The 19,848-nt window shown below is 72.6% G+C and carries 18 protein-coding genes; 9 read left to right on the top strand and 9 right to left on the bottom strand.

Annotated elements, in window-relative coordinates; translation table 11 throughout:
* The first annotated feature begins 136 nt into the window (after positions 1 to 136).
* The 4 genes from IEY91_RS38135 (at position 137) to IEY91_RS38120 (ending at position 3,270) form a co-directional block, all read left to right on the top strand.
* Positions 137 to 502 carry an Rv2175c family DNA-binding protein gene (locus tag IEY91_RS38135; RefSeq protein ID WP_164325785.1) on the top strand — a complete coding sequence of 122 codons (366 nt, stop codon included), beginning with the start codon at positions 137 to 139 and terminating at the stop codon, positions 500 to 502.
* 70 nt (positions 503 to 572) lie between these two features.
* Positions 573 to 1,244, top strand: coding sequence for a thiamine phosphate synthase (gene thiE / locus IEY91_RS38130; protein WP_189177422.1), 672 nt, complete (start codon positions 573 to 575; stop codon positions 1,242 to 1,244).
* A gap of 136 nt (positions 1,245 to 1,380) precedes the next feature.
* Positions 1,381 to 2,301: a methylenetetrahydrofolate reductase [NAD(P)H] gene (gene metF / locus IEY91_RS38125; RefSeq protein ID WP_164325787.1), complete on the top strand. Its 921-nt coding sequence runs from the start codon at positions 1,381 to 1,383 to the stop codon at positions 2,299 to 2,301.
* A gap of 45 nt (positions 2,302 to 2,346) precedes the next feature.
* The gene (locus IEY91_RS38120) at positions 2,347 to 3,270 is read left to right on the top strand and encodes a hypothetical protein (protein ID WP_164325788.1); all 924 of its coding nucleotides are present in this window, start codon (positions 2,347 to 2,349) and stop codon (positions 3,268 to 3,270) included.
* Between the two features lie 48 nt (positions 3,271 to 3,318).
* On the opposite strand, the gene IEY91_RS38115 is transcribed toward IEY91_RS38120, so the two are convergent.
* The 5 genes from IEY91_RS38115 to IEY91_RS38095 form a co-directional block, all read right to left on the bottom strand.
* The gene (locus IEY91_RS38115) at positions 3,319 to 4,854 is read right to left on the bottom strand and encodes a phytoene desaturase family protein (protein WP_189177421.1); all 1,536 of its coding nucleotides are present in this window, start codon (positions 4,852 to 4,854) and stop codon (positions 3,319 to 3,321) included.
* Between the two features lie 93 nt (positions 4,855 to 4,947).
* The gene (locus IEY91_RS38110; protein ID WP_189177420.1) at positions 4,948 to 5,574 is read right to left on the bottom strand and encodes a DUF4126 domain-containing protein; all 627 of its coding nucleotides are present in this window, start codon (positions 5,572 to 5,574) and stop codon (positions 4,948 to 4,950) included.
* 450 nt (positions 5,575 to 6,024) lie between these two features.
* Positions 6,025 to 6,645, bottom strand: a complete 621-nt coding sequence (locus tag IEY91_RS38105) for a TetR/AcrR family transcriptional regulator (protein WP_189177419.1) — start codon at positions 6,643 to 6,645, stop codon at positions 6,025 to 6,027.
* 29 nt (positions 6,646 to 6,674) lie between these two features.
* Positions 6,675 to 8,768, bottom strand: coding sequence for a YhgE/Pip domain-containing protein (locus IEY91_RS38100; RefSeq protein WP_164325792.1), 2,094 nt, complete (start codon positions 8,766 to 8,768; stop codon positions 6,675 to 6,677).
* Entirely contained in the window at positions 8,740 to 9,579 is an 840-nt protein-coding gene (locus IEY91_RS38095) for an ATP-binding cassette domain-containing protein (protein WP_229697515.1), read from the bottom strand. The genes IEY91_RS38100 and IEY91_RS38095 overlap by 29 nt, the downstream gene beginning before the upstream one ends.
* Before the next feature lie 187 nt (positions 9,580 to 9,766).
* Here IEY91_RS38095 and IEY91_RS38090 point away from each other — a divergent pair, with 187 nt between their 5' ends.
* The 3 genes from IEY91_RS38090 to IEY91_RS38080 all read left to right on the top strand — a co-directional run bounded on the left by IEY91_RS38090 (position 9,767) and on the right by IEY91_RS38080 (position 11,992).
* The gene (locus IEY91_RS38090; RefSeq protein WP_164325794.1) at positions 9,767 to 10,294 is read left to right on the top strand and encodes an SAV_6107 family HEPN domain-containing protein; all 528 of its coding nucleotides are present in this window, start codon (positions 9,767 to 9,769) and stop codon (positions 10,292 to 10,294) included.
* 161 nt (positions 10,295 to 10,455) lie between these two features.
* Positions 10,456 to 11,268 carry a methyltransferase gene (locus IEY91_RS38085; protein ID WP_189177417.1) on the top strand — a complete coding sequence of 271 codons (813 nt, stop codon included), beginning with the start codon at positions 10,456 to 10,458 and terminating at the stop codon, positions 11,266 to 11,268.
* A 301-nt stretch (positions 11,269 to 11,569) separates the two neighbouring features.
* On the top strand, positions 11,570 to 11,992 hold the full coding sequence (locus IEY91_RS38080; protein ID WP_164325796.1) for an SCO2097 family morphological protein: 423 nt from the start codon (positions 11,570 to 11,572) through the stop codon (positions 11,990 to 11,992).
* Between the two features lie 293 nt (positions 11,993 to 12,285).
* Here IEY91_RS38080 and IEY91_RS38075 read toward each other — a convergent pair whose 3' ends face one another.
* The 4 genes from IEY91_RS38075 to IEY91_RS38060 all read right to left on the bottom strand — a co-directional run bounded on the left by IEY91_RS38075 (position 12,286) and on the right by IEY91_RS38060 (position 17,965).
* The gene (locus IEY91_RS38075) at positions 12,286 to 14,700 is read right to left on the bottom strand and encodes a transglutaminase TgpA family protein (protein ID WP_189177416.1); all 2,415 of its coding nucleotides are present in this window, start codon (positions 14,698 to 14,700) and stop codon (positions 12,286 to 12,288) included.
* A gap of 61 nt (positions 14,701 to 14,761) precedes the next feature.
* The gene (locus IEY91_RS38070) at positions 14,762 to 16,129 is read right to left on the bottom strand and encodes a DUF58 domain-containing protein (RefSeq protein ID WP_164325798.1); all 1,368 of its coding nucleotides are present in this window, start codon (positions 16,127 to 16,129) and stop codon (positions 14,762 to 14,764) included.
* A complete protein-coding gene (locus IEY91_RS38065) occupies positions 16,129 to 17,148 on the bottom strand; it encodes an AAA family ATPase (RefSeq protein ID WP_164325799.1) in 1,020 nt (339 codons plus the stop codon). Before IEY91_RS38065 ends, IEY91_RS38070 begins: the two co-directional genes overlap by 1 nt.
* A 253-nt stretch (positions 17,149 to 17,401) precedes the next feature.
* Positions 17,402 to 17,965, bottom strand: a complete 564-nt coding sequence (locus tag IEY91_RS38060; protein WP_164325800.1) for a beta-class carbonic anhydrase — start codon at positions 17,963 to 17,965, stop codon at positions 17,402 to 17,404.
* A 427-nt stretch (positions 17,966 to 18,392) separates the two neighbouring features.
* On the opposite strand from IEY91_RS38060, the gene rsmH reads away from it, so the two are divergent.
* A complete protein-coding gene (gene rsmH, locus IEY91_RS38055; protein ID WP_164325801.1) occupies positions 18,393 to 19,349 on the top strand; it encodes a 16S rRNA (cytosine(1402)-N(4))-methyltransferase RsmH in 957 nt (318 codons plus the stop codon).
* A 77-nt stretch (positions 19,350 to 19,426) separates the two neighbouring features.
* A partial coding sequence (gene ftsL / locus IEY91_RS38050; RefSeq protein ID WP_189177415.1) for a cell division protein FtsL occupies positions 19,427 to 19,848 on the top strand: 422 nt, incomplete at its 3' end.

The following is a 19,848-nucleotide window of genomic DNA, read 5'->3' as shown; positions in this document are numbered from 1 at the left end:
GGATGTTCCGGCTCACACCCCGGTTCCGGCCACCCCAAGGACCACAGGGGCCCACGTACCCCCCGGGGGCACAGAGGGGCGCACCGGCCCCCCACCCCGGCTTCCGGCCCCCGGCCAGAAATGGCACGCTTGATCCGTGACCGAGATTGACGCAAAGACCGATGCTCTCGTCCCCGCCTGGCTGCACCTCCCCGACATCGCAGAGATGCTCGACGTGGAGGTGACGCGCGTGCGCCAGCTGGTCAAGGAGGGCCAGCTCATCGCCGTGCGCCGCGGTGAGAACCGCACGCTCCAGGTGCCCGCCGCCTTCATCGACGGCGACAAGGTGGTCAAGGGCCTCGCAGGCACCCTGACGCTCCTCAGGGACGATGGTTTCACCGATGAAGAAGCGCTCGAGTGGCTCTTCACCCCTGACCCGACCCTGCCCGGCACCCCCGCGCAGGCCCTGAGCGAGAATCGCGGGACGGAGGTGAAGCGCCGCGCGCAGGCGCTCGCCGTCTGACCTGAAACAACCGTCCGGCGTACGGGCCGCACCCGCGGCCCGTACGCCACCGACACGGGGGGACCTCTCCATGGCCACCGACACGGCGGGCGCGTCCGCGCGCGCCCGGCTCGCCGACGCCCGCCTCTACCTGTGCGTGGACGCCCGCAAGCGCCAGGGGGACCTCCCGCAGTTCCTGGACGCCGTCCTCGCGGGCGGCGTCGACATCGTGCAGCTCCGTGACAAGGGCATGGAGGCCGCCGAGGAGCTGGCGCACCTGGAGGTCTTCGCCGAGGCCGCACGCCGGCACGGCAAGCTCCTCGCGGTGAACGACCGCGCCGACGTGGCCCACGCCGTCGGCGCCGACGTGCTGCACCTGGGCCAGGGCGACCTGCCCGTGCCCGCGGCCCGCGCCATCCTCGGCGCCACCAGCGAAGACGTCCTGGTCGGCCGCTCCACGCACGCCGAGCACGAGGTCGCGGCGGCCGCCGTCCAGGACGGCGTGGACTACTTCTGCACCGGCCCCTGCTGGCCGACGCCCACCAAGCCCGGCCGGCACGCCCCGGGCCTCGACCTGGTGCGTTACACGGCCTCCCTCGGCACCGACCGCCCCTGGTTCGCCATCGGCGGCATCGACGCGGGCAACCTGGACGAGGTCCTGGAAGCCGGCGCACGCCGGGTGGTCGTGGTCCGCGCACTCACCGAGGCGGACGACCCGGGCGCCGCCGCCGAGGACCTCGCCAAGCGGCTGCGTACGGCCTGACGGGCCCGCAGTCGGATACGTACACCCGTTTGAGCAACACCCCCATGGTGTCCGATGCGTGGACAACAAACCGACTAACGGGACAAATGACCAACGTGCGGTTGGGGGACCGCGCCAGCCTGGCTAACCTGCCGGTATGGCCCTAGGCACTGCTTCCACCAGGACTGACCGCGCACGGACCGTGCGCGACATGCTCGCGAGCGGCAAGACCACGTACTCCTTCGAGTTCTCGGCGCCGAAGACCCCCAAGGGCGAGCGGATCCTGTGGAACTCGCTGCGCAGGGTCGAGGCCGTCGCACCCAGCTTCGTCTCCGTGACGTACGGTGCCGGCGGCTCCACGCGCGCGGGCACGGTGCGCGAGACCGAGCAGATCGTCGCCGACTCGACGCTCACGCCGGTCGCCCACCTCACCGCCGTCGACCACTCCGTCGCCGAACTGCGCAACATCATCGGGCAGTACGCCGACGCCGGGATCCGCAACATGCTCGCGCTGCGCGGCGACCCGCCCGGCGACCCGATGGGCGAGTGGGTCAAACACCCCGAGGGGCTGACCTACGCCGCCGAATTGGTGCGGCTCATCAAGGAATCGGGCGACTTCTGCGTGGGCGTGGCCGCGTTCCCGGCGATGCATCCGCGCTCGTCGGACTGGGAGTCCGACGTCCAGCACTTCGTCGACAAGTGCCGCGCGGGCGCCGACTACGCGATCACCCAGATGTTCTTCCACGCGGAGGAGTACCTGCGCCTTCGCGACCGCGTCGAGGCGGCCGGCTGCGAGACGCCGATCATCCCGGAGATCATGCCGGTGACAAATGTGCGCCAGTTGGAGCGATTGCCGCAGCTCAGCAACGCGGACTTCCCGCCCGAACTGAAAGAGCGGATCCTCTCGGTCAAAGACGATCCCGCCGCTGTACGCTCCATTGGCATCGAGTTCGCGACGGAGTTCTGCGCGCGACTGCTCGCCGAGGGAGTGCCGGGGCTGCACTTCATCACCTTGAACAACTCCACGGCGACGCTGGAGATCTACGAAAATCTGGGCCTGCACCACCAGCAGGCCTGACCGGTCGTACCCCTGGGGCCGCGGCCGCAGGGGAGAGGGGCGTACATGGGCTGGACGGTCCTCTACATCGCGTTCGGCATCGTCGCGCTGTGGCTGCTCGGCGAGGTGCTGCTGCAGTACAAGGCGCGGCTGCGCTGGCGGCTGCTCGCCTTCGTCGGCTTCCTCGTGGTCGTCGTCGGTGTCCTGATGCCGTCGGTGGTGGTCATCGCCGTCGGCGCGATCGCGTTCGCGACGGGACAGACGTATGTGACGCTCTCGTTCCGGCGCGGCTTCTCCACGGGCTGGGCGCTCGGCGGTCAGCCGGGCGAGAGCAGGCGCCGCAAGGGCGCCCGCGGCGCGGCCCCTGACCCGACGCTCCAGGTCTCCGACCTCGAGTACGACGCGGCGCCCGAGCCGGGAGCGCCGCCCGTCCCGGACATCCTCGACCAGCACCACACCGGTCCCGGTGTGTACGCGCCCGAGCCCATGCCCGACGACACCGGGCAGTACGGCGTCTACAGCGACGCCGCGCACGCCGCGCCCCCCGCCGGTGACGGCTACGGCTTCGACAGCTACGCCGCGTACGACCCGCAGGACGGGCAGGCCCGGCAGGAGCAGCAGGACCCGCTGCACTTCGCCTACGGCGAGACCGGCGAGCAGCGGTACGCCGCCTACTCCGACCCGTACATCGGCACGCAGACCTATGGCGCGCAGCCCGGCTACGACACCTACGCCGATCCGTCGCCGTACGCGCCCTACGGGGGCGACACGTACGGCGGCGGCTACCAGGACACCCCGCCCGGCGGCGTCTGGGTCCCGCAGCAGCGCACGACGGACGCGGCGCCTCCGTACGGCGGCGATCTGCCGGGGGAACTCCCGCCCGAGCAGCCCGGCTATCCGCCGTTCCCGACCGGCGAGGTGCCGCAGCAGCCGGGGGACTCGTTCGGCTATGAGCCCGGGTTCAACGGGGAGCAGCAGTACCGGTATTGAGTCGGCGGTAGGGGCACGTCGTCATCGGGTGGGCGGGAGCCCTCCGGCTCATTGCGAGCCCTGGAACTCCGGTCCCTCCACGATGAGCCCCGCGACCAGCGCGCCGGACATGCCCGCGTGCGGCAGCCCGCCGCCGGGGTGCGACCAGCCGCCGACCGTGAACAGGCCCTCCACGCGCGCGCTGTTGCCCGGGTGCAGCCGTCGGCCGTCGGCCGCCGCGAGGGACGGCGCGGGCACGCTGCCGCCGTCGGCGCCGGTGGCCTCCGCGATGTCGGCGGGAGCGCGGACCTCGTGCCACAGGAGGCGGTCACGGAGGTCGGGTATCGCGCGCTCGGCGTGGGTGATCAGGCTTTCGGCCTGTACGGCCAAGGCCTCGCGTGATGCCTCGTCCGGGCTGTCGGGAGCCGCGGGCACGGTGGCGGTCAGCGTGACCGCTTCGTGGTCGGCGTCCGGCCTCGACGTGCTGTCGTCGGGCCGTGTCACCGTCACCGTGGCCGCCGAGGTGGGCCGCGTCGGCGTGGCGGGGCGGTCGCCGAACAGGCTGTCCAACTCCCTCGCGCGGTCCGTCGCGTGCACCACCGTCCTGTGCGGCGCTTCCTTGGGTCGCGCACCGCGCAGGGCGAGCAGGACGGTGAGGCGGCTTGGCAGGCCGGACTGCGGGGGGACCTCGTCCGCGCCGCGTGTGCCCGCTCCGGGCAGCAGGCGGGCCAGTACGTCCGGCGCGACACCCGCCACCACGAAGTCGGCGTCCACGACGGTCCCGTCCGCGAGCTCGACGCCCGCCGCGCGGCCGTCCTTCTCCACGATCCGTACGACCGCCGACGCGAACGCGAACTCGACCTTGCGCGCCAGGCACCGCTCGTACACCGCCGTCGCGAGGGCCCGCATGCCGCCGTGCGCCGCCCAGGTGCCGAACGTCTGCTCCATGTACGGCAGGACGGCGGCGCTTGCCGGGGCCGTGCGCGGGTCCAGGCCGCGGGCCAGCGCGAAGTGCTCCAGGAGTGCGGTCAGCCGGGGCTCGCCGCCCAGCTCGAAGGCGGCGATCTCGGCGAGCGTGGTCGCGCGGCGCTCGCGGCGCAGCAGGCGCTTCTCGGCGACCGAGGGGTAGGGCTCGCGCTCGGCGAGCACCCGCCAGTTCGGCCACAGGGGCTCTTCCAGGAGGGGGCGGCGGGTGCGGTCCCAGGCCTCCCGCGCGCGGTTCATGAACGCCGACCAGCGGGCGCCCGCGCCGGCGCCGAGCGTGGCGTCCAGGGCCTCGCCTACGCCCCCGCGCGAGGCGTTCGGCAGGTCCGTCGTCGTGCCGTCCGCGAAGACGTGGCGCACGGCAGGCTCGATCTGGGACAGCTCGACGCAGTCCTCCAGGGGCTGCTTGCCCGTCTTCACGAACAGATCGCGGTACACCGCGGGCAGGTGCAGCACGGACGGGCCCGTGTCGAAGCCGAAGCCGTCGCGCTCCACGCGGCCGAGCACGCCGCCGTACGTCGCCGCGCGCTCGTGCACCACCACCCGGTGGCCCGCGACGGCCAGCCGGGCGGCGGCCGTCATGGCGCCCATCCCGGCGCCGATCACCACAATCCGTGCCATGCCAGGGACTTTATCGGCCGCCACTGACAACGCCGTGGGTGCCCAGGTCAGAGCGGTGGACGGCCGGTTCTCGGTCCGGTTGCCGCCCGGCTCTCAGTCCGGTGGTCGTCCGCTTCTCGGTCCGGTTGCCGCCGCGAGCCGTCGTTCCTCCCTGCGCTGTGCCCTGCGCCGCAGGAACCGCCGGATCCGGTGCGCGAGGAACAGCAGCAGGACAAGGCCGCCGACCAGCAGCACCGCCGCGATGATCGCCGCGGCCTCGGGGTTGAACATCGCGAAGCTGACGATCCCGCCGACCCCGAGGTCCTCGGCGGTGCTCAGGACGAGGTTGCTGAACGGCTCGGGGGAGGTGTTGACCGCCATCCGCGTCCCGGCCTTCACGGCGTGGCTCGCGAGGGCCGTCGACCCGCCGACCGCGCCCGCCGCCACGTCCGACAGCGAACCGCTCTGCCCGGCGAGCAGCGCGCCCACCACGGCCCCCGACACCGGCCGGATGACGGTGTGCACGGCGTCCCACACCGAATCGACGTAAGGGATCTTGTCGGCGACCGCCTCACAGGCGAAGAGCACGCCCGCGGCGATCAGCACGCCGGGGCTCTGCAGCGACTCGGGGACCTCGTCGGACAGTCCCGTGGCCCCGAAGACACCGAGCAGCAGGATCACCGCGTAGGCGTTGATCCCGCTGGCCCAGCCACTGGTGAACACCAGGGGGAGTACGGACACGGAAGTGAGCGTAACCAGCGGGGACCATCGCGGCCTGGGCACCAGCGTCCAGATCGGTCGGCCCGGGGGTGAGCACTCAGGTCTGAGTATCCGTACCTAGAGACGGAGATGAGTACGCGCGCGGATGGGCCACGACGTGCGGGGACGACAGAGTTGGGGGCACGGAGAAGGGCGCGGCACCGGCACCGCCGACACGGGGCGGCGGAGCGGGGCGGCGCCCTTGGCCGCTCCTCCCGCCTGCCCGTGGCGGGAGCGAGGAACGGGGGCGACCGGGGGAAGACCACGGGGTCGCGCGGGGGAATGCAACAAGCGCCGGTCCGGCGGCCTGGAATCCCAGGCCGCCGGACCGGCGCCGCGCGGTGACCGTGAATCGGGTGCCGTGCGATGACCGCGAACATGCGGCCGCGCGGTGACTGCGAACGGGTGAACGGGTCCGGCCGGGTGGCCGGATCACTGCCTCTCGCCGCTCACCCTCCCCTGGAGCAGCCGCGACAGTGCCGCGTGCACGTCGTCCAGCGAGCGCTCCGGCTGGAAAGCCTGCCAGTCGAGCGCCGCCACCAGGACCATCCCGACGAGCGCGGCCGCCGTCAGCGGAATGTCGATGTCCTCGCTCAGCTCGCCGTTCGTCACGCCCGCGCGCAGGACGTCCTCGACGACCGCGACGGCCTGCTGGCGCACGACCATGAGCGTGGACTGCCAGGCACGGTTCGTGCGCCACAGCTCGGCCACGTACAGCTGGGTGAAGGCCGGGTAGCGGTCGATGAAGACGAGGCCCGCGCGGATCATCGCGTCCAGCGCGTCTACCTGGCGGCCGCCCTCCAGGGCGGCCTTGTCCGCGGCCTCCTTGAGGGAGGCGGTGAGCAGTCCCACGCCGTGCCGCAACAGCTCTTCGAAGAGGACTGATTTGCTGGCGAAGTTGTAGTAGACCGTGCCTTTCGCGACCCCCGCCCGCTCGGCGATCTCGTCAACTGTCGTGGCGGAGAACCCCTGTTCCGCGATGAGGGTGACGGCGGCTTCGTAGAGCTTCTGCCGGGTGGCCTCGCGCCGCGTGCTGCTCGAGCTGCTTTCCATGCTCTTGATTTTCACAGGTTCCGATCCGTTCACAGGCTCAGCTCCGGGTGCAGCCGGTCCAGAGTCCACACCTGCTTGCGGCGCGCGGAGACGGCGGTGAGCGCCAGCGCGCCCGCGGTGAACGCGAGCAGGACCGCGCACGCCGTCCACACCGGGCCGAGACCGCCGCCCGTGATGAGCCTGCGGAGGGCGTCGACGACGTAACTCATCGGCAGGTAGGGGTGGATCGCCTCGAAGAACTTCGGGCTCGTCTGCACCGGATACGTGCCGCCCGCCGACGTGAGCTGGAGCATCAGGACGGCGAGTACCAGGATCCGTCCGGCCGCCCCGAAGCGCGCGTTGAGCCACTGCACGATCGCCGCGAAGCATCCGGTCACCAGGACGAGGAAGCCGATCGTCCCGGCCGCCCGCTCCATCTGCAGCCCCAGACGCCAGTGCAGGACCGACATGAGCGCCCCCACCTGCAGCGCGCCGAGCGCGGCCACCGGAAGCCAGCCCGCGAGCGCGATCCGCCAGGCGGGGGCGCCCGCGGCGAGCGCGCGCCGGTTGAGCGGCTGGATCAGCATGTACGCCACCATCGCGCCGACCCACAGGGACAGCGGGATGAAGTACGGGGCGAAACCGGTGCCGTAGTTGGGCGCCTTGTGCAGCGACTGGGAGGCGAGCTGTACGGGGTCGGCCATGACGTCGGTGCGGCGGTCTCGGTCCTGCTTGTCGTAGTCGGGGATCTTCTTGACGCCGTCGTGCAGTCCGCCCGCCAACTCCTGGGAGCCGTCGGCCAGTTTGAACATGCCGCCGTCGAGGTCGTCGGCGCCCGTCTTCAGCTTGCCGACGCCGCTGTCCAGGTCCGTGGCGCCGGTCTGGGCCGTGCCGAGGCCCGTGTGCAGCTTCTTGGCGCCCGTGGCGACTTTCCCCGCGCCCTTGTTGAGCGCGTTGACGTCCCTGACGGTCTTCTCCAGGTTCTCGTCCAGGTGCGGGGCGCGGTCGGCGAGGCCGTCGGCCTTCTTCTGAAGGGTGGCGAGGTGCGTGTCGAGGCTCTTCAGGTCGCCGTTCTGGTCCTTGACGAGGGTGTCGACGTCCGTGGAGATGGCCGAGACGTCGGCCGCGACCTCCTTGGCCTTCTTCAGCTTCGGGCACAAGGCGGCGGGGGCGGCGGGGTCGGGGGTCCCTTGGCACTGCTCTTCGTAGAACGCGTTCAGGGCGGCCGATGCCTCCTTGGCCTCTGTGGCCGCCTTGGGGGCCCTCTTCACGAGGGTGGCCAGGTTGTGCCGTACCGCCCGGGAGGAGTCGGCGACGAGCCGGGCGGTGTCGCCGAGCACCTTGCCGTTGTCCTTCAGGTACGGCCGTACCTTGGCCGCGTCGCCGTTCACGCGGTCGGCCAGCTTCTGGGTGCCGTCCGCGACGCGGCGCGAGCCGTCCTCCAGGTCACCGGCGCCGGTGTGCAGCTTCTTGACGCCGGAGGCGAGGTCCCCGCTGCCGTCCTTGGCGTCCTTCAGGCCGTCGACGAGCTGCTTGGAGCCCTTCTTCGCCTTCCCGATGCCGCCTTCGAGCCGGTCCGCGCCCTTGGCGGCCTTCTGGGTCTTGCCGTGGATGTCGGAGAACGAGATGAAGATCTTGTCGAGCATGTTCCGCGACGCCTTCGTGGAGGCGGCCGTGCGCACCTCGGAGAAGACCGTCCGCGAGATCTGCCCGACGATGTAGTTGTTGGCGTCGTTCGTGCGCACCCGCAGGGCGCCCGTCTCCGGAGCGTCGCCCGAACTGGAGCCCACCCGCTGGCTGAAGTCGGACGGCATCGTCAGCGACAGGTAGTACGTGCCGTCCTCGACGCCCTCGCGGGCCTCGGCGGAGCTCACCTCGTGCCAGTCGAAGGTCTTGCTGTCGAGCAGCCGCTCGGCGATGCCGTCGCCCGCCGTGAGCTTCTTGCCGTCGACGGTCGCGCCCTTGTCGTCGTTCACGAGGGCCACGGGGATCTTGTCCAGGCGGCCGTACGGATCCCAGAAGGACCACAGGTACAGGGCGCCGTACAGCAGGGGCAGCAGCAGGAGCGCCACCAGGGCCGCGCGGGGCAGCCTGCCCCTGCCGAAACGCTTGAGCTCAAGCGCGGCGAGCTTCGGCGACCGCATCCGGCGTCTCCTTGTCGTCGTTTTCGTCTTCTTTGTTTTCGTCTTCTTCGGCGAGCCCGGCTGGCTCGGTGGGTTCGGCAGGCTCAGAGGGCTCGGCGGGTTCGCGGCTCTCGGAGACTCCTCCGGTGCGTACGACGACCGCCCCCTCAGGGGCCTCGCTGCACACGGCCACCACGGTGGTCCCGCGCTCGGCGACGGACCGCAACAGGGCCCAGGCCTCGTCCCGTTCGGCGTCCGAGAGCTTCAGGTCGGTGTCGTCGACGCCGAGGAGGCGTGGCCGGCCGATCAGTGCGAGCGCCACGGACAGCCGCAGCGCCTCGAGCCGGTCCAGGTCGCGCACCGAGGTCCGGGAGCCCTTGGGCAGCGCCTCGATGTCGAGCCCGGCGGCCCGCACCGCGGTGTCGACGCGCAGCCGGGACTCGGCGGCCCGCTCGGACCGCGGCCGCAGCAGCGCGCGCAGCGCGCCCTCGAACCGCCGCTCCAGGAGCGCGCGTTCGCGCAGGTGCTCGGCGACGGTCAGCGCGGGGTCCAGGTCGGTGACGCCGGGCACGGGCCCGAGCGCGCTGATGCCGCGCACCGCCGCGAGCTGCTTGGGCAGCCGGAAGCGGCCCACGGACGCCGTGCCCTCGGTGGCGCGCATGCGTCCCGTGAGCGCGAGCAGCAGACAGGTGCGGCCGGAGCCCGACGGGCCTTCGAGCGCGACGAGCGCGCCCGGCTCCGCCGTGATCCCGACCCCGCGGAACGCCCAGCCCCGCGGTCCCTTGAGGCCGAAGCCCGCCGCGCTGACGGCGGCGCCGTGCGGACCGTCCACGGTCCCCCCTCGTGTGGCGTCGCGGCGCGTCGTGTCGCGACGGTTTTTGAACTGACTGGTCAGTGCAAAAACTATCTCGAACCTTCGATCGAGGCAAAGGAGCAGGTCAGGGCCGATTGTCAGTGGCGTACTCCACGATGGGCACATACGGCCACTGCGCCGTCACACAGACGACAGGAGGTTCGTCATGGCCAGTACTCACGCCGCAGCCGCTCGCCGGCGCCGCGCCCCCGGCCCTGCCCCCTCACCGACCGGCCCCGCGAGCGACGTCCACCCGGTCATCCGCCGGGCCTCGGCCCCTCCCGCCGCCCTCGAACTGCTCGCCCAGGCCCGCGCCGGACTCGACGAGGCGGCGCACCTGGACACTCCGAACGAGCGCTACGCCACCGCCCACCTGGCCGCCCTGCGCACCGCCGCCGCGGTCCTCGCCGCCCGCGGCCGCCCCGAGCTCAGCCCACGCCGCAGGCAGCGCATCCGGAGCGCCTGGGAAGTGCTCCCCGAGATAGCCCCCGAACTGACCGAGTGGAGCGCCCTGTTCGCCTCCGGCGCCGCCCGCAGGGCCCGCGCCGAAGCGGGCATCGAGGGCGCCGCCAGCCTCCGTGACGCCGACGACCTGCTGCGCGACGTGGCGATGTTCCTGCGCCTGGTCGAGCGCATGCTCGTCCTCCAACCCGTGCTGCCCCAGCCGAGAAGGGAGCCGCCGGACGCGGGCTGACACCCGAGGGCCGACGCGCGCCCGGCCGGGGCCCCCGGCCGGCGCCCTCGGCCGGGGCGGAGGGATGACGGGGCACGGCCGTGAAGGCAATAAGGTGGGAGCGCCCGCACCCGAACAGCCCGCCGCAGATCAGGCGGAGCCGCGCCGAGGAGTCAACTGCCGTGTCGGACCCGATGCGCCCACGCGCTTCTCTCCGTACCGCCGTGGTCTGGGATGTCCTGAAAGACGCCCTGGATCGTCGAGTCAAGGCCACGGGACAGGAGCCCGAGGCCGCACCCGACGGCGGCGGTCTCGACGTGCTCGACACCGGCGGCGGCAGCGGCAACTTCGCCGTGCCCGTCGCCCGCCTCGGCCACCGCGTCACCGTCGTCGACCCCAGCCCGAACGCGCTGTTCGCGCTGGAGCGCCGCGCCGCCGAGGCCGGCGTCGCCGACCGCGTGCGCGGCGTGCAGGGCGACGTGCACGGCCTCTTCGACGTCGTCGAGCGCGGTGGGTACGACGCGGTGCTGTGCCACGGCGTCCTGGAGTACGTGGACGACCCGGCCGAAGGCATGCGGAACGTCGTCAGCGCGCTGCGTCCCGGCGGAGTCGTGAGCCTGCTCGCCGCGGGCCTCGGCGGCGCCGTCCTGGCCCGCGCCCTCGCCGGGCACTTCAGCGAGGCCCACCGGGCCCTCGACGACCCGGCCGGGCGCTGGGGCGAGGGCGACCCCGTGCCGCGCCGCTTCACGGCCGAGCAGCTCACCGAGCTGGCCCAGGACGCGGGCCTGCGCGTCGGCGCCGTGCACGGCGTGCGGGTCTTCGCCGACCTGGTCCCCGGCGTCCTCGTGGACACCGAGCCGGGCGCTCTGGAGGCGCTGCTCAAGCTGGAGGCCGCCGCCGCCGAGCTGTCCGCCTTCCACTCCGTGGCCACACAGCTGCACGTGCTCGGTGAGACGTCCGGGACGGCAGAGGGCACCGCGACCGCCGAGGCCTGAGCGCCGGCGGACCCGTGGGACGCGTGTGGCAGGTGGGACCGGCTCGCTGATCAGGGACGCAGCCGCACATGGAGTACGCCACAGGCCCCCCGAACGGGCTACCGGCGCCGTATGATCGAGGGACACCGTCCGGCATGACGGACCGGCCGCTGGGGAATGCAGGCTTCAGCGAGCCGGAGCGACCTGGCGGTCCGGTTTGGCGAAGTTGGCGCAGAGGGGCGGGTTTCACGGGGGCGATTCCCTGCCTATCCTGAAGGGGACCCCCCGGTCGCCCCGGCGACTGCACGATGAGGAGGACTCCGTGCCGCTCTCGGAGCACGAGCAGCGCATGCTCGAGCAGATGGAGCGAGCGCTGTACGCCGAAGATCCCAAGTTCGCGACAGCGCTTGAGGGAAGCGGGCTGCGTACGTACACCCGGAAGCGGGTCTACCAAGCGGTCGCGGGCTTCCTGGTGGGCATTGCCCTTCTCATGGCCGGAATGGTCGCCCAGCTGATCTGGGTGAGCGTGGTGGGCTTCCTCGTCATGCTGGGGTGTGCGGTGCTCGCAGTCACTGGTTGGCGCAAAGCGCCCAAGCCGGGTGAGCAGGCCCCCGGCACCGCCGCGGCCACGGCTCCCGGCGCGCCACCCGGCCGTCGGCATCAGGCCCGGCAGCGGCGCTCCATGATGGACCGCATCGAAGAGCGCTGGCAGCGCCGCAGGGACGAGCAGCAGGGCGGCCAGTAGCCCGTTCGGCCGCCGCGCCCCGTGCCCGACGCCTGGTGCCTCCGCGCCCGACGCCGGACGTCCGGGGAGCCCGGGATGTGACGCCCACGCACGCCCACGCACACGTACCCATGCGAGTGGGGGGTGACCGCCTCAGCGGTCACCCCCCACTCGCATGTCCGGCTCCGGCTCGCATGTCCGGGACGCCTGTGTCCGGGACCCACATCTCGGGAGACCCGCATCTCCGGGGACCCGAATATCCGGGTTTCCGGGGGACCCGAATATCCGGGCCCGCCCCAGGGCGGGCCCGGCCCTCAGCTCTCCTGCCGAGCCGGCCTCCGCAGTGCCGCCCACCGCTTGGCCGCCCACTGCGACCAGCGCGTGCTCAACGCCGACCAGCGGTCCGACACCGCCCACACCACCCGGGCGGCCGAACGCGGCGCGACGGTCGCCCGCAGCCGCGCCGAACGGCCGGCGGAGGCGCGCAGCCCGTCCCGCAGCCGACGCACATCGTCCCCCAGGCCCTGCGTGGGCTGCGGCCGTGGCGCGTAAAGGACCTGCTCCACCGCCGCCGCCACCCGGTGGACCGACTCCGCGGGGCCGGGACCGAGCTGCCCGACCCGGACGATCCTGGCGGCCGCCTTGCGCGGTGTCTGCGACTCGTCCGGCTCGATGCCGTGGTCCCAGGCGGTATCGGTGACTTCCAGCCACGCCGCCAGGGTCCGCGCCGCCGCGTCCGCCTGCGTGCGCCCGCCGCTCCCGAGCCGCACCGCGCGCACCCGCGCCCGCCACAGCATCGGCAACGACGGCACCAGCAGGACCACGAGCGCGAGCAGCGCCCCGCCGACGATCCAGCCGATCGGCGGACCGTCGTCGCCGGAACCGCCCGCGAGCTGCGGCATCGCACTCGCGCAGCCACCCTGCTGCTGCAGGTCGCGCGGGCAGTCCGAGGACTGCGAGGGTGTCGGCGACGGCGCCGACGACGAGGACGGCTCGGGCACGGCCGACTCTTCGGAGTCCTCGGACGGGGACTCCTCACGGGTGTAGTCGGGCACCGAGCCACGGTTCGGCGTCGGCTCGAAACGGGTCCAGCCCACACCCTCGAAGTACAGCTCGGGCCACGCGTGGGCGTCCCGCAGCCCCACCGACATCGTGCCGTTGGACTGCGCGGAACCCGGCGTGAAGCCCACCGCCACGCGCGCCGGAATCCCCAGCGTGCGGGCCATCGACGCCATCGCGAAGGAGAAGTGGACGCAGAAGCCCTCCTTCTGCTCCAGGAAGCGGGCGATCGCCGACGGACCGCTGCCCGCGCGGACCTGCGTGTTGTACGTGAAGCCGCCGTCGGAGGCGAACCAGTCCTGGAGCTTCACCGCGCGTTCGTAGTCGTTCGCCGCGCCCTCGGTTACCTCGCGCGCCGTGGACGACACCACCGACGGCAGCGAGTCCGGCACCTTGGTGAACTCACGGGCCAGCCCCGACGGCGCGGCGGGCGCGGCCGCGAGCTGCTCCGCGGTCGGCTCCACCACCAGGCTGTTCACGCTGTACTGCGCGCCGCGCGTGGTCTGGCCGCGGTCACCGACGACCGCGCGGCCCACCGGCTCGTACCGCCAGCGGCCGTCGATGCGGACCTGGCTGGCCGGATACGGCATCGGCAGCCAGTTCTGCGCGTAGCGGTCGTCCGCCGAGATGTTCGTCTGGATCTCCGTCCTGCGGACGGTCGGGGACAGGCCCGGCGGGTCCGGCAGGCGCGCGGGGACGTCGGTGATGTCCCGGACCGTGGTCTTCCAGGTGGTGCCGTCGAACTGGTCGAGCGAGACGATCCGCAGGTACATGTCCTGGGTGTTCTTGGCGTTCGTGCGGTACGAGATGACCTCGCGGTCCTCCGGCTGGTTCAGGCTGTCCTGGAGCGCGACCAGCGGGTTCACCGCGGAGATCGTGCCGCCCCCGTCGCCGTCGCCGCCCCCGGGCCCGCCCGAGCCGTCGAGCAGACCGCCGTCGAGCGCGGGCAGCGCGAGCGGCACCACCAGGGCGATGCCCAGGGCGACGGCGCCGATGCGGCGGCCCGTACGGACCGGGGCGATGGCGCCGCCGTCCGTCTCCAGGCCGCCCGACACAGGGCCGGGAGCGCGCGCCGCGCCGCCGAACACCCGGCCCCACTGCGAGAGCCGGTCCCTGCCCTCCGCGAGGAGCAGCAGCAGATAGCCCGCCGCGGCCAGCAGGAACCACAGCCACCCGGCGCCGTCCCCCGACAGGCCCGCCGCGACCGAGTACAGCGCGAGCAGCGGAAGCCCGGCCGGGGCCGCCGTACGGAACGTCACCGCGAGCGCGTCCACGACGAGGCCCACCACGAGCACGCCGCCGACCACCATCAGGCGGATGCCGTCGGTGAGCGGCGCCGGAATCGCGTACCGCCCGACGTCGTCGCCGCCCGCCTCCAGCAGCACGCTGAAGTGCCGGAAGACCTCCGGCCCCGGAAGCACACCGGCGAGCGCCTGCTCGCGCGCGAACACCAGCGTCAGGAGCAGCAGCGACACCAGGGCCTGCGCGGCCACCGTCACCGGCCGCGCCAGCGGCACCCGCCGCGCGAGCCCGCCCACCCCGCTCTGCAGCGCGAGCAGGATCGCCGCCTGGACGATCCAGCCCGACGTCTCGACGAGCGGCAGCAGCGCGCCCGACGCCATCAGCGTGGCACCGGCGGCACACAGCGCAAGCCGCGTACGCCCACTCATGAAGAACCCCCCGGGCTCACCGCGAAACGTCCCCTCAAGCCCCTCAAGCCCTTCATGCCCCTCATGACCAGCCCCCGGTCGTCGTCCCCGCCGTCGGCGCCGGCCCCGCGCTGGTGCGCAGGTGGTCCGCCTGCCGCCACAGGTCGACGAGCGCGACCCCCGGAGGGACCCCGACCGCCGTCCAGCCCGCCTCGTTCAACAGTCGCAGATGGTGCTCCGCGGCCGGGGACGTAGGAGTGCCCGGCCCTTGTGCCCAGGCCGCGCTGTCCAGGACGAAGGCGACCGCGGCACCGCTGCGCTGGCGCATCTTGGCGATGACTGTGGCCTGCTCGTCGTCCAGGTCGCCGAGGAAGGCCACCAGGAGGCCTTCGTTCCCGCCGCGCAGGACGTCGTACGCGCGTGAGAGCCCCGCGCTGTCCGAGTGGTCGATCACGGCGAGCGTGTCCATCATGAGCCCGGCGGCGTCCGCCGACTCCTGGCCGGCGCCCGCGAATCCGTCGCCGCCCTCACCGGGCAGCGAGTTGCCGGTGTCCGTCAACAGCCGTACCGAGAAGCCCCGTTCGAGCATGTGCACCAGCGCGGACGCCGTGCCCGACACGGCCCACTCGAAGGCCGAGTCCGGGCCCGCGCCCTGGAAGGCCACGGCCCTGGTGTCCAGGAGCACCGTGCAGCGCGAGCGCTGGGGCTGCTCCTCGCGGCGCACCATCAGCTCGCCGTAGCGCGCGGTGGAGCGCCAGTGGACGCGGCGCAGGTCGTCGCCGTAGCGGTAGCCGCGCGGGATCACGTCGTCCTCGCCGGCCAGGGCCAGCGAGCGGTGCCGTCCGTCGCCGTACCCCTTGGCCTCGCCCGTCAGCCGCACCGGCGGCAGCGCCTCCACGCGCGGGATGACGGTCAGGGTGTCGTACGTCGAGAAGGAGCGGGTCAGCTCGCACATGCCGAACGGGTCGGTCAGACGGAGCTGGAGCGGTCCCAGCGGGTAGCGGCCGCGCAGGTCCGAGCGCACGCGGTACGACACCTCGCGGCGGCCGCCCGCCTCGACCCGGTCGAGCACGAAGCGGGGGCGCGGACCGAGCACGTACGGCACCCGGTCCTGGAGCATCAGCAGGCCCGTGGGCAGCCGCGAGACGTTGTCCATCCGCAGGTGCACGCGGGCCTCCGAACCGGCGGGCACGCGCGCGGGGGAGAGCCGGCGGCTGCCCGCGACGCGATAGCGCGTGCGGTAGAGCACGGCCGCGCACACCAGCGGGAGCACCGCCAGGAGCAGGCCGACCCGGAGCAGGTCGCCCTGCCCGAGGACGTAGGCGCAGACGGCGGCGGCGATGCCCGCCGCGAAGAAGGACCGCCCCCGGGTGGTGAGGCCGGCGAGTGCCGTGCGCAGGCCGCCCCTGTCGTCCTCGCCGTCCGCCGGCGGCCCGCCCCCGGCCGCCATCACAGCCTCCGGGCGCCGGGCGGCTGCTGGCCGAAGAAGCCGCCGCCGGGCTGCTGGGCCGCCGGGACGGGGGTGCGCTGGAGGATCTCCAGGACGACCGACTCCGCCGTACGCCGGTTCAGCTGGGCCTGGGCCGTGGGCAGCAGGCGGTGCGCGAGGACCGCGACGGCCAAGGCCTGCACGTCGTCGGGCAGGGCGAAGTCACGGCCGCTCAGGGCGGCGGAGGCCTTGGCGGCGCGCAGCAGGTGCAGCGTCGCGCGCGGGGAGGCGCCCAGTCTCAGGTCCGGGTGGCTGCGGGTCGCCCCCACCAGATCGACCGCGTATCTACGCACTGCCTCGGCGACGTGGACCGTACGGACCGCGTCTATGAGCTTCACCATGTCGTGCGCGTGCGCCACCGGCTGGAGGTCGTCGAGCGGCGAGGCGCCACCGTGCACGTCCAGCATCTGCAGCTCGGCCTCCGGGCCCGGATAGCCGATCGAGACGCGGGCCATGAAGCGGTCGCGCTGTGCCTCGGGCAGCGGATACGTGCCCTCCATCTCCACCGGGTTCTGCGTGGCCACCACCATGAAGGGGCTGGGCAGTTCGTACGTCTGCCCGTCGATGGTGACCTGGCGCTCCTCCATGGACTCCAGGAGCGCGGACTGCGTCTTCGGAGACGCGCGGTTGATCTCGTCGCCGATCACGATCTGCGCGAAGATCGCTCCCGGCTTGAACTCGAAGTCACGGCGCTGCTGGTCCCAGATGGACACACCGGTGATGTCCGACGGCAGCAGGTCCGGCGTGAACTGGATACGCCGCACCGAGCAGTCGATGGACCGCGCCAGCGCCTTGGCGAGCATGGTCTTGCCCACGCCCGGCACATCCTCGATGAGCAGGTGCCCCTCCGCCAGGAGCACGGTCAGCGAAAGCCGTACGACCTCCGGCTTGCCCTCGATCACACCCTCGATCGACCTGCGGACACGCTCCGCGGTCGTGGTCAGATCTGTGAGGCTCGCTCGATCGTCATAGGTCGTCACCCGGCCCTCCTCGGCCCTTCCCCACGCTCGGCAAGGAGCACAGGTTCTTTCATTTCCCGGGCCGACGCTCGCGTGCGGACCGGCCCACCCCGAAACACGGACACCACGCGTGAATGGTTCAGCGCGACGCCACACACGCATTCTTGTTGGGCTTACCGGTTCGTGTCACTCGCCTGTGGATAACTGGCGGCGCTATGTCAGGTCTTGCCGCCTTTTGGGTACCGGAGATTGTCCGGTGCCCCGTATCCGGCGGTCACGCAGGGTCGATCTCCCGCAGGAGTCCCGTCTTCACGTCGAAGACGAAACCGCGGACGTCACCGGTCTCCACCAGGAAGGGGGAGGTCCGCACGCGCTGCATGGACTGGCGCACGTCCTGGTCGACGTCGCGGAACGACTCCACCGCCCACGTCGGCCGCTGCCCGACCTCGTCCTCCAGGTCCTGCCGGAACTCCTCGGTGAGGGACTCCAGGCCGCAGCCGGTGTGGTGGATGAGGACGACGCTGCGGGTGCCGAGCGCCCGCTGGCTGATGGTCAGGGAGCGGATCACGTCGTCGGTGACCACGCCGCCCGCGTTGCGGATCGTGTGGCAGTCGCCCAGCTCGAGGCCGAGGGCGTCGTGCAGGTCGAGACGGGCGTCCATGCATGCCACCACGGCGACGCGCAAGACGGGGCGGGCGTCCATGCCCGGATCGGTGAAGTCGGCGGCGTAACGCTCATTGGCGTCGACGAGACGGTCGGTGACCGTACCGCCCTCGCGCGCGCCGCCGGTGCGTATGGCGCCTTCGGGACCTGTGGGGAGTGATGCGGAAGTCGTCATGACTATGAAGGTAGTGGTCACGGGCTGTACGGGCCTGCTGTGAGAGCGGACAAAGAACGTCATTGGGTGTTGTTGTGAGCTAACCCACAGGAGTGGCCGAGGCGCGTCCGAACAGGTGATGACGCGCGGACGACGCATGCCTGAAGGGCCGGGCCGCGCCGCGCAGGCCGGTTGATTGACCGCGAGACAGCGTGGACTAAAGTGACGCGAAGCGGGAGAGGAGTCCGCTTCCCGCTGGACCGTTCCGGAGATTTGGGATTTTCCCTAAGTCCCCCCACGTGCGCGACGCGTACGTACGGCTCGGCCTCCTCCCGCTCCCGGTCGGCCGACGCCCCTTCCCCGGCGCCGGCGGGTCGGATTCCCCTTCTTGAGCGGGCGGGGACCCGGCTGTGTGTACGTGGGCCGCGCCGGACCCTGAGAGGGTGCAGTGAGCTCTGCCCGACATGTCCCGGTGATGCTCCAGCGGTGCCTGGACCTGTTGGCCCCGGCGCTCGCGGAGCCGGGGGCGGTGGTCGTCGACTGCACCCTCGGGCTCGGCGGCCACAGCGAGGCACTGCTCGCCGCCTTCCCCTCGGCCCGCCTGATCGCCCTCGACCGCGACAAGGAAGCGCTGCGCCTGTCCGGCGAGCGGCTCGCCCCCTACGGCGACCGCGCCACCCTGGTGCACGCGGTCTACGACGAGCTGCCCGACGTACTGGAGCGGCTCGGCGTCCCGCGCGTGCAGGGCGTCCTGTTCGACCTCGGCGTCTCCTCCATGCAGCTCGACGAGGCCGACCGCGGCTTCGCCTACGCCCAGGACGCCCCTCTGGACATGCGCATGGACCAGACGACCGGGATGAGCGCCGCCGAGGTCCTCAACACCTACCCGGCCGGCGAACTGGTGCGGATCCTGCGGCAGTACGGCGAGGAGAAGCAGGCCAAGCGGATCGTGTCCGCCGTCGTGCGCGAGCGCGACAAGGAGCCGTTCAGCAACAGCGCCCGGCTCGTCGAGCTGATCCGCGACGCCCTCCCGCAGGCCGCCAAGCGCACCGGCGGCAACCCGGCCAAGCGCACCTTCCAGGCCCTGCGCATCGAGGTCAACGGCGAGCTGAGCGTCCTGGAGCGGGCCGTCCCGGCCGCAGTGAAGACGCTTGCCGTGGGCGGCCGCATCGCCGTCCTGTCGTACCACTCGCTGGAGGACCGCCTGGTCAAGCAGGTCCTCGCGGCGGGCGCCGCCACCACTGCGCCCCCCGGCCTGCCCGTCGTGCCCGAGCAGTACCAGCCGCGCCTCAAGCTCCTCACGCGCGGCGCCGAGCTGCCCACCGAGGAAGAGATCGCCGAGAACCGCCGGGCCGCCCCGGCACGGCTGCGAGGTGCGCAGCGCATTCGCGAGGAAGCCCTGTGAGGGGCGTCGTCCGGCAGGAAGCCACGTGAGCGGTCTCCCCGGAGAGGCCCCATGAGCCGCGTCCGCGAGGAGGCCGCATGAGCAAGAAGCCCGAGCTGCGGGGGAGGGCCGCGCGCCTCGCGCGGCTGCTGCCCGCGGGCCCGAGCCAAGCCGCACGCACCCCCTTCGTGCTCCTGGTCGTCCTGCTCCTGGGCGGTGGCCTGATCACGCTCCTGATCCTCAACTCCTCGCTCAACGAGGGCTCCTTCCAGCTCAGCAAGCTGAAGAAGGAGACACAGGAGCTGACCGACGAGGAGCAGCAGCTCCAGAAGGACGTCGACGAGTACGCCGCCCCGGACGCCCTGCAGCGCCGCGCCCGCGAACTCGGCATGGTCCCCGGCGGCGACCCCGCCTTCCTCAACCCCGACGGCACCGTCCGCGGCGTCCCCGGCGCCGCCCCCGGCAGCTTCACCGTCCGCCAGTCCGCGGCGCGCCCGCCCGCCCCCGCACCGACGGTCCC

Origin of the sequence: Streptomyces lasiicapitis, from assembly GCF_014646335.1 — a bacterium.
In the GTDB taxonomy this organism is placed as follows: domain Bacteria; phylum Actinomycetota; class Actinomycetes; order Streptomycetales; family Streptomycetaceae; genus Streptomyces; species Streptomyces lasiicapitis.
This window is presented reverse-complemented; position numbering and strand designations above follow the sequence as displayed.

Bases quoted from the DNA above. Each gene is read 5' to 3' on its own strand.
- IEY91_RS38100 (WP_164325792.1), bottom strand. From the start codon at position 8,768: ATGCGGTCGCCGAAGCTCGCCGCGCTTGAGCTCAAGCGTTTCGGCAGG.
- metF (WP_164325787.1), top strand. From the start codon at position 1,381: ATGGCCCTAGGCACTGCTTCCACCAGGACTGACCGCGCACGGACCGTG.
- IEY91_RS38060 (WP_164325800.1), bottom strand. From the start codon at position 17,965: ATGACGACTTCCGCATCACTCCCCACAGGTCCCGAAGGCGCCATACGC.
- IEY91_RS38105 (WP_189177419.1), bottom strand. From the start codon at position 6,645: ATGGAAAGCAGCTCGAGCAGCACGCGGCGCGAGGCCACCCGGCAGAAG.
- IEY91_RS38075 (WP_189177416.1), bottom strand. From the start codon at position 14,700: ATGAGTGGGCGTACGCGGCTTGCGCTGTGTGCCGCCGGTGCCACGCTG.
- IEY91_RS38120 (WP_164325788.1), top strand. From the start codon at position 2,347: ATGGGCTGGACGGTCCTCTACATCGCGTTCGGCATCGTCGCGCTGTGG.
- thiE (WP_189177422.1), top strand. From the start codon at position 573: ATGGCCACCGACACGGCGGGCGCGTCCGCGCGCGCCCGGCTCGCCGAC.
- IEY91_RS38115 (WP_189177421.1), bottom strand. From the start codon at position 4,854: ATGGCACGGATTGTGGTGATCGGCGCCGGGATGGGCGCCATGACGGCC.
- IEY91_RS38070 (WP_164325798.1), bottom strand. From the start codon at position 16,129: ATGGCGGCCGGGGGCGGGCCGCCGGCGGACGGCGAGGACGACAGGGGC.
- IEY91_RS38090 (WP_164325794.1), top strand. From the start codon at position 9,767: ATGGCCAGTACTCACGCCGCAGCCGCTCGCCGGCGCCGCGCCCCCGGC.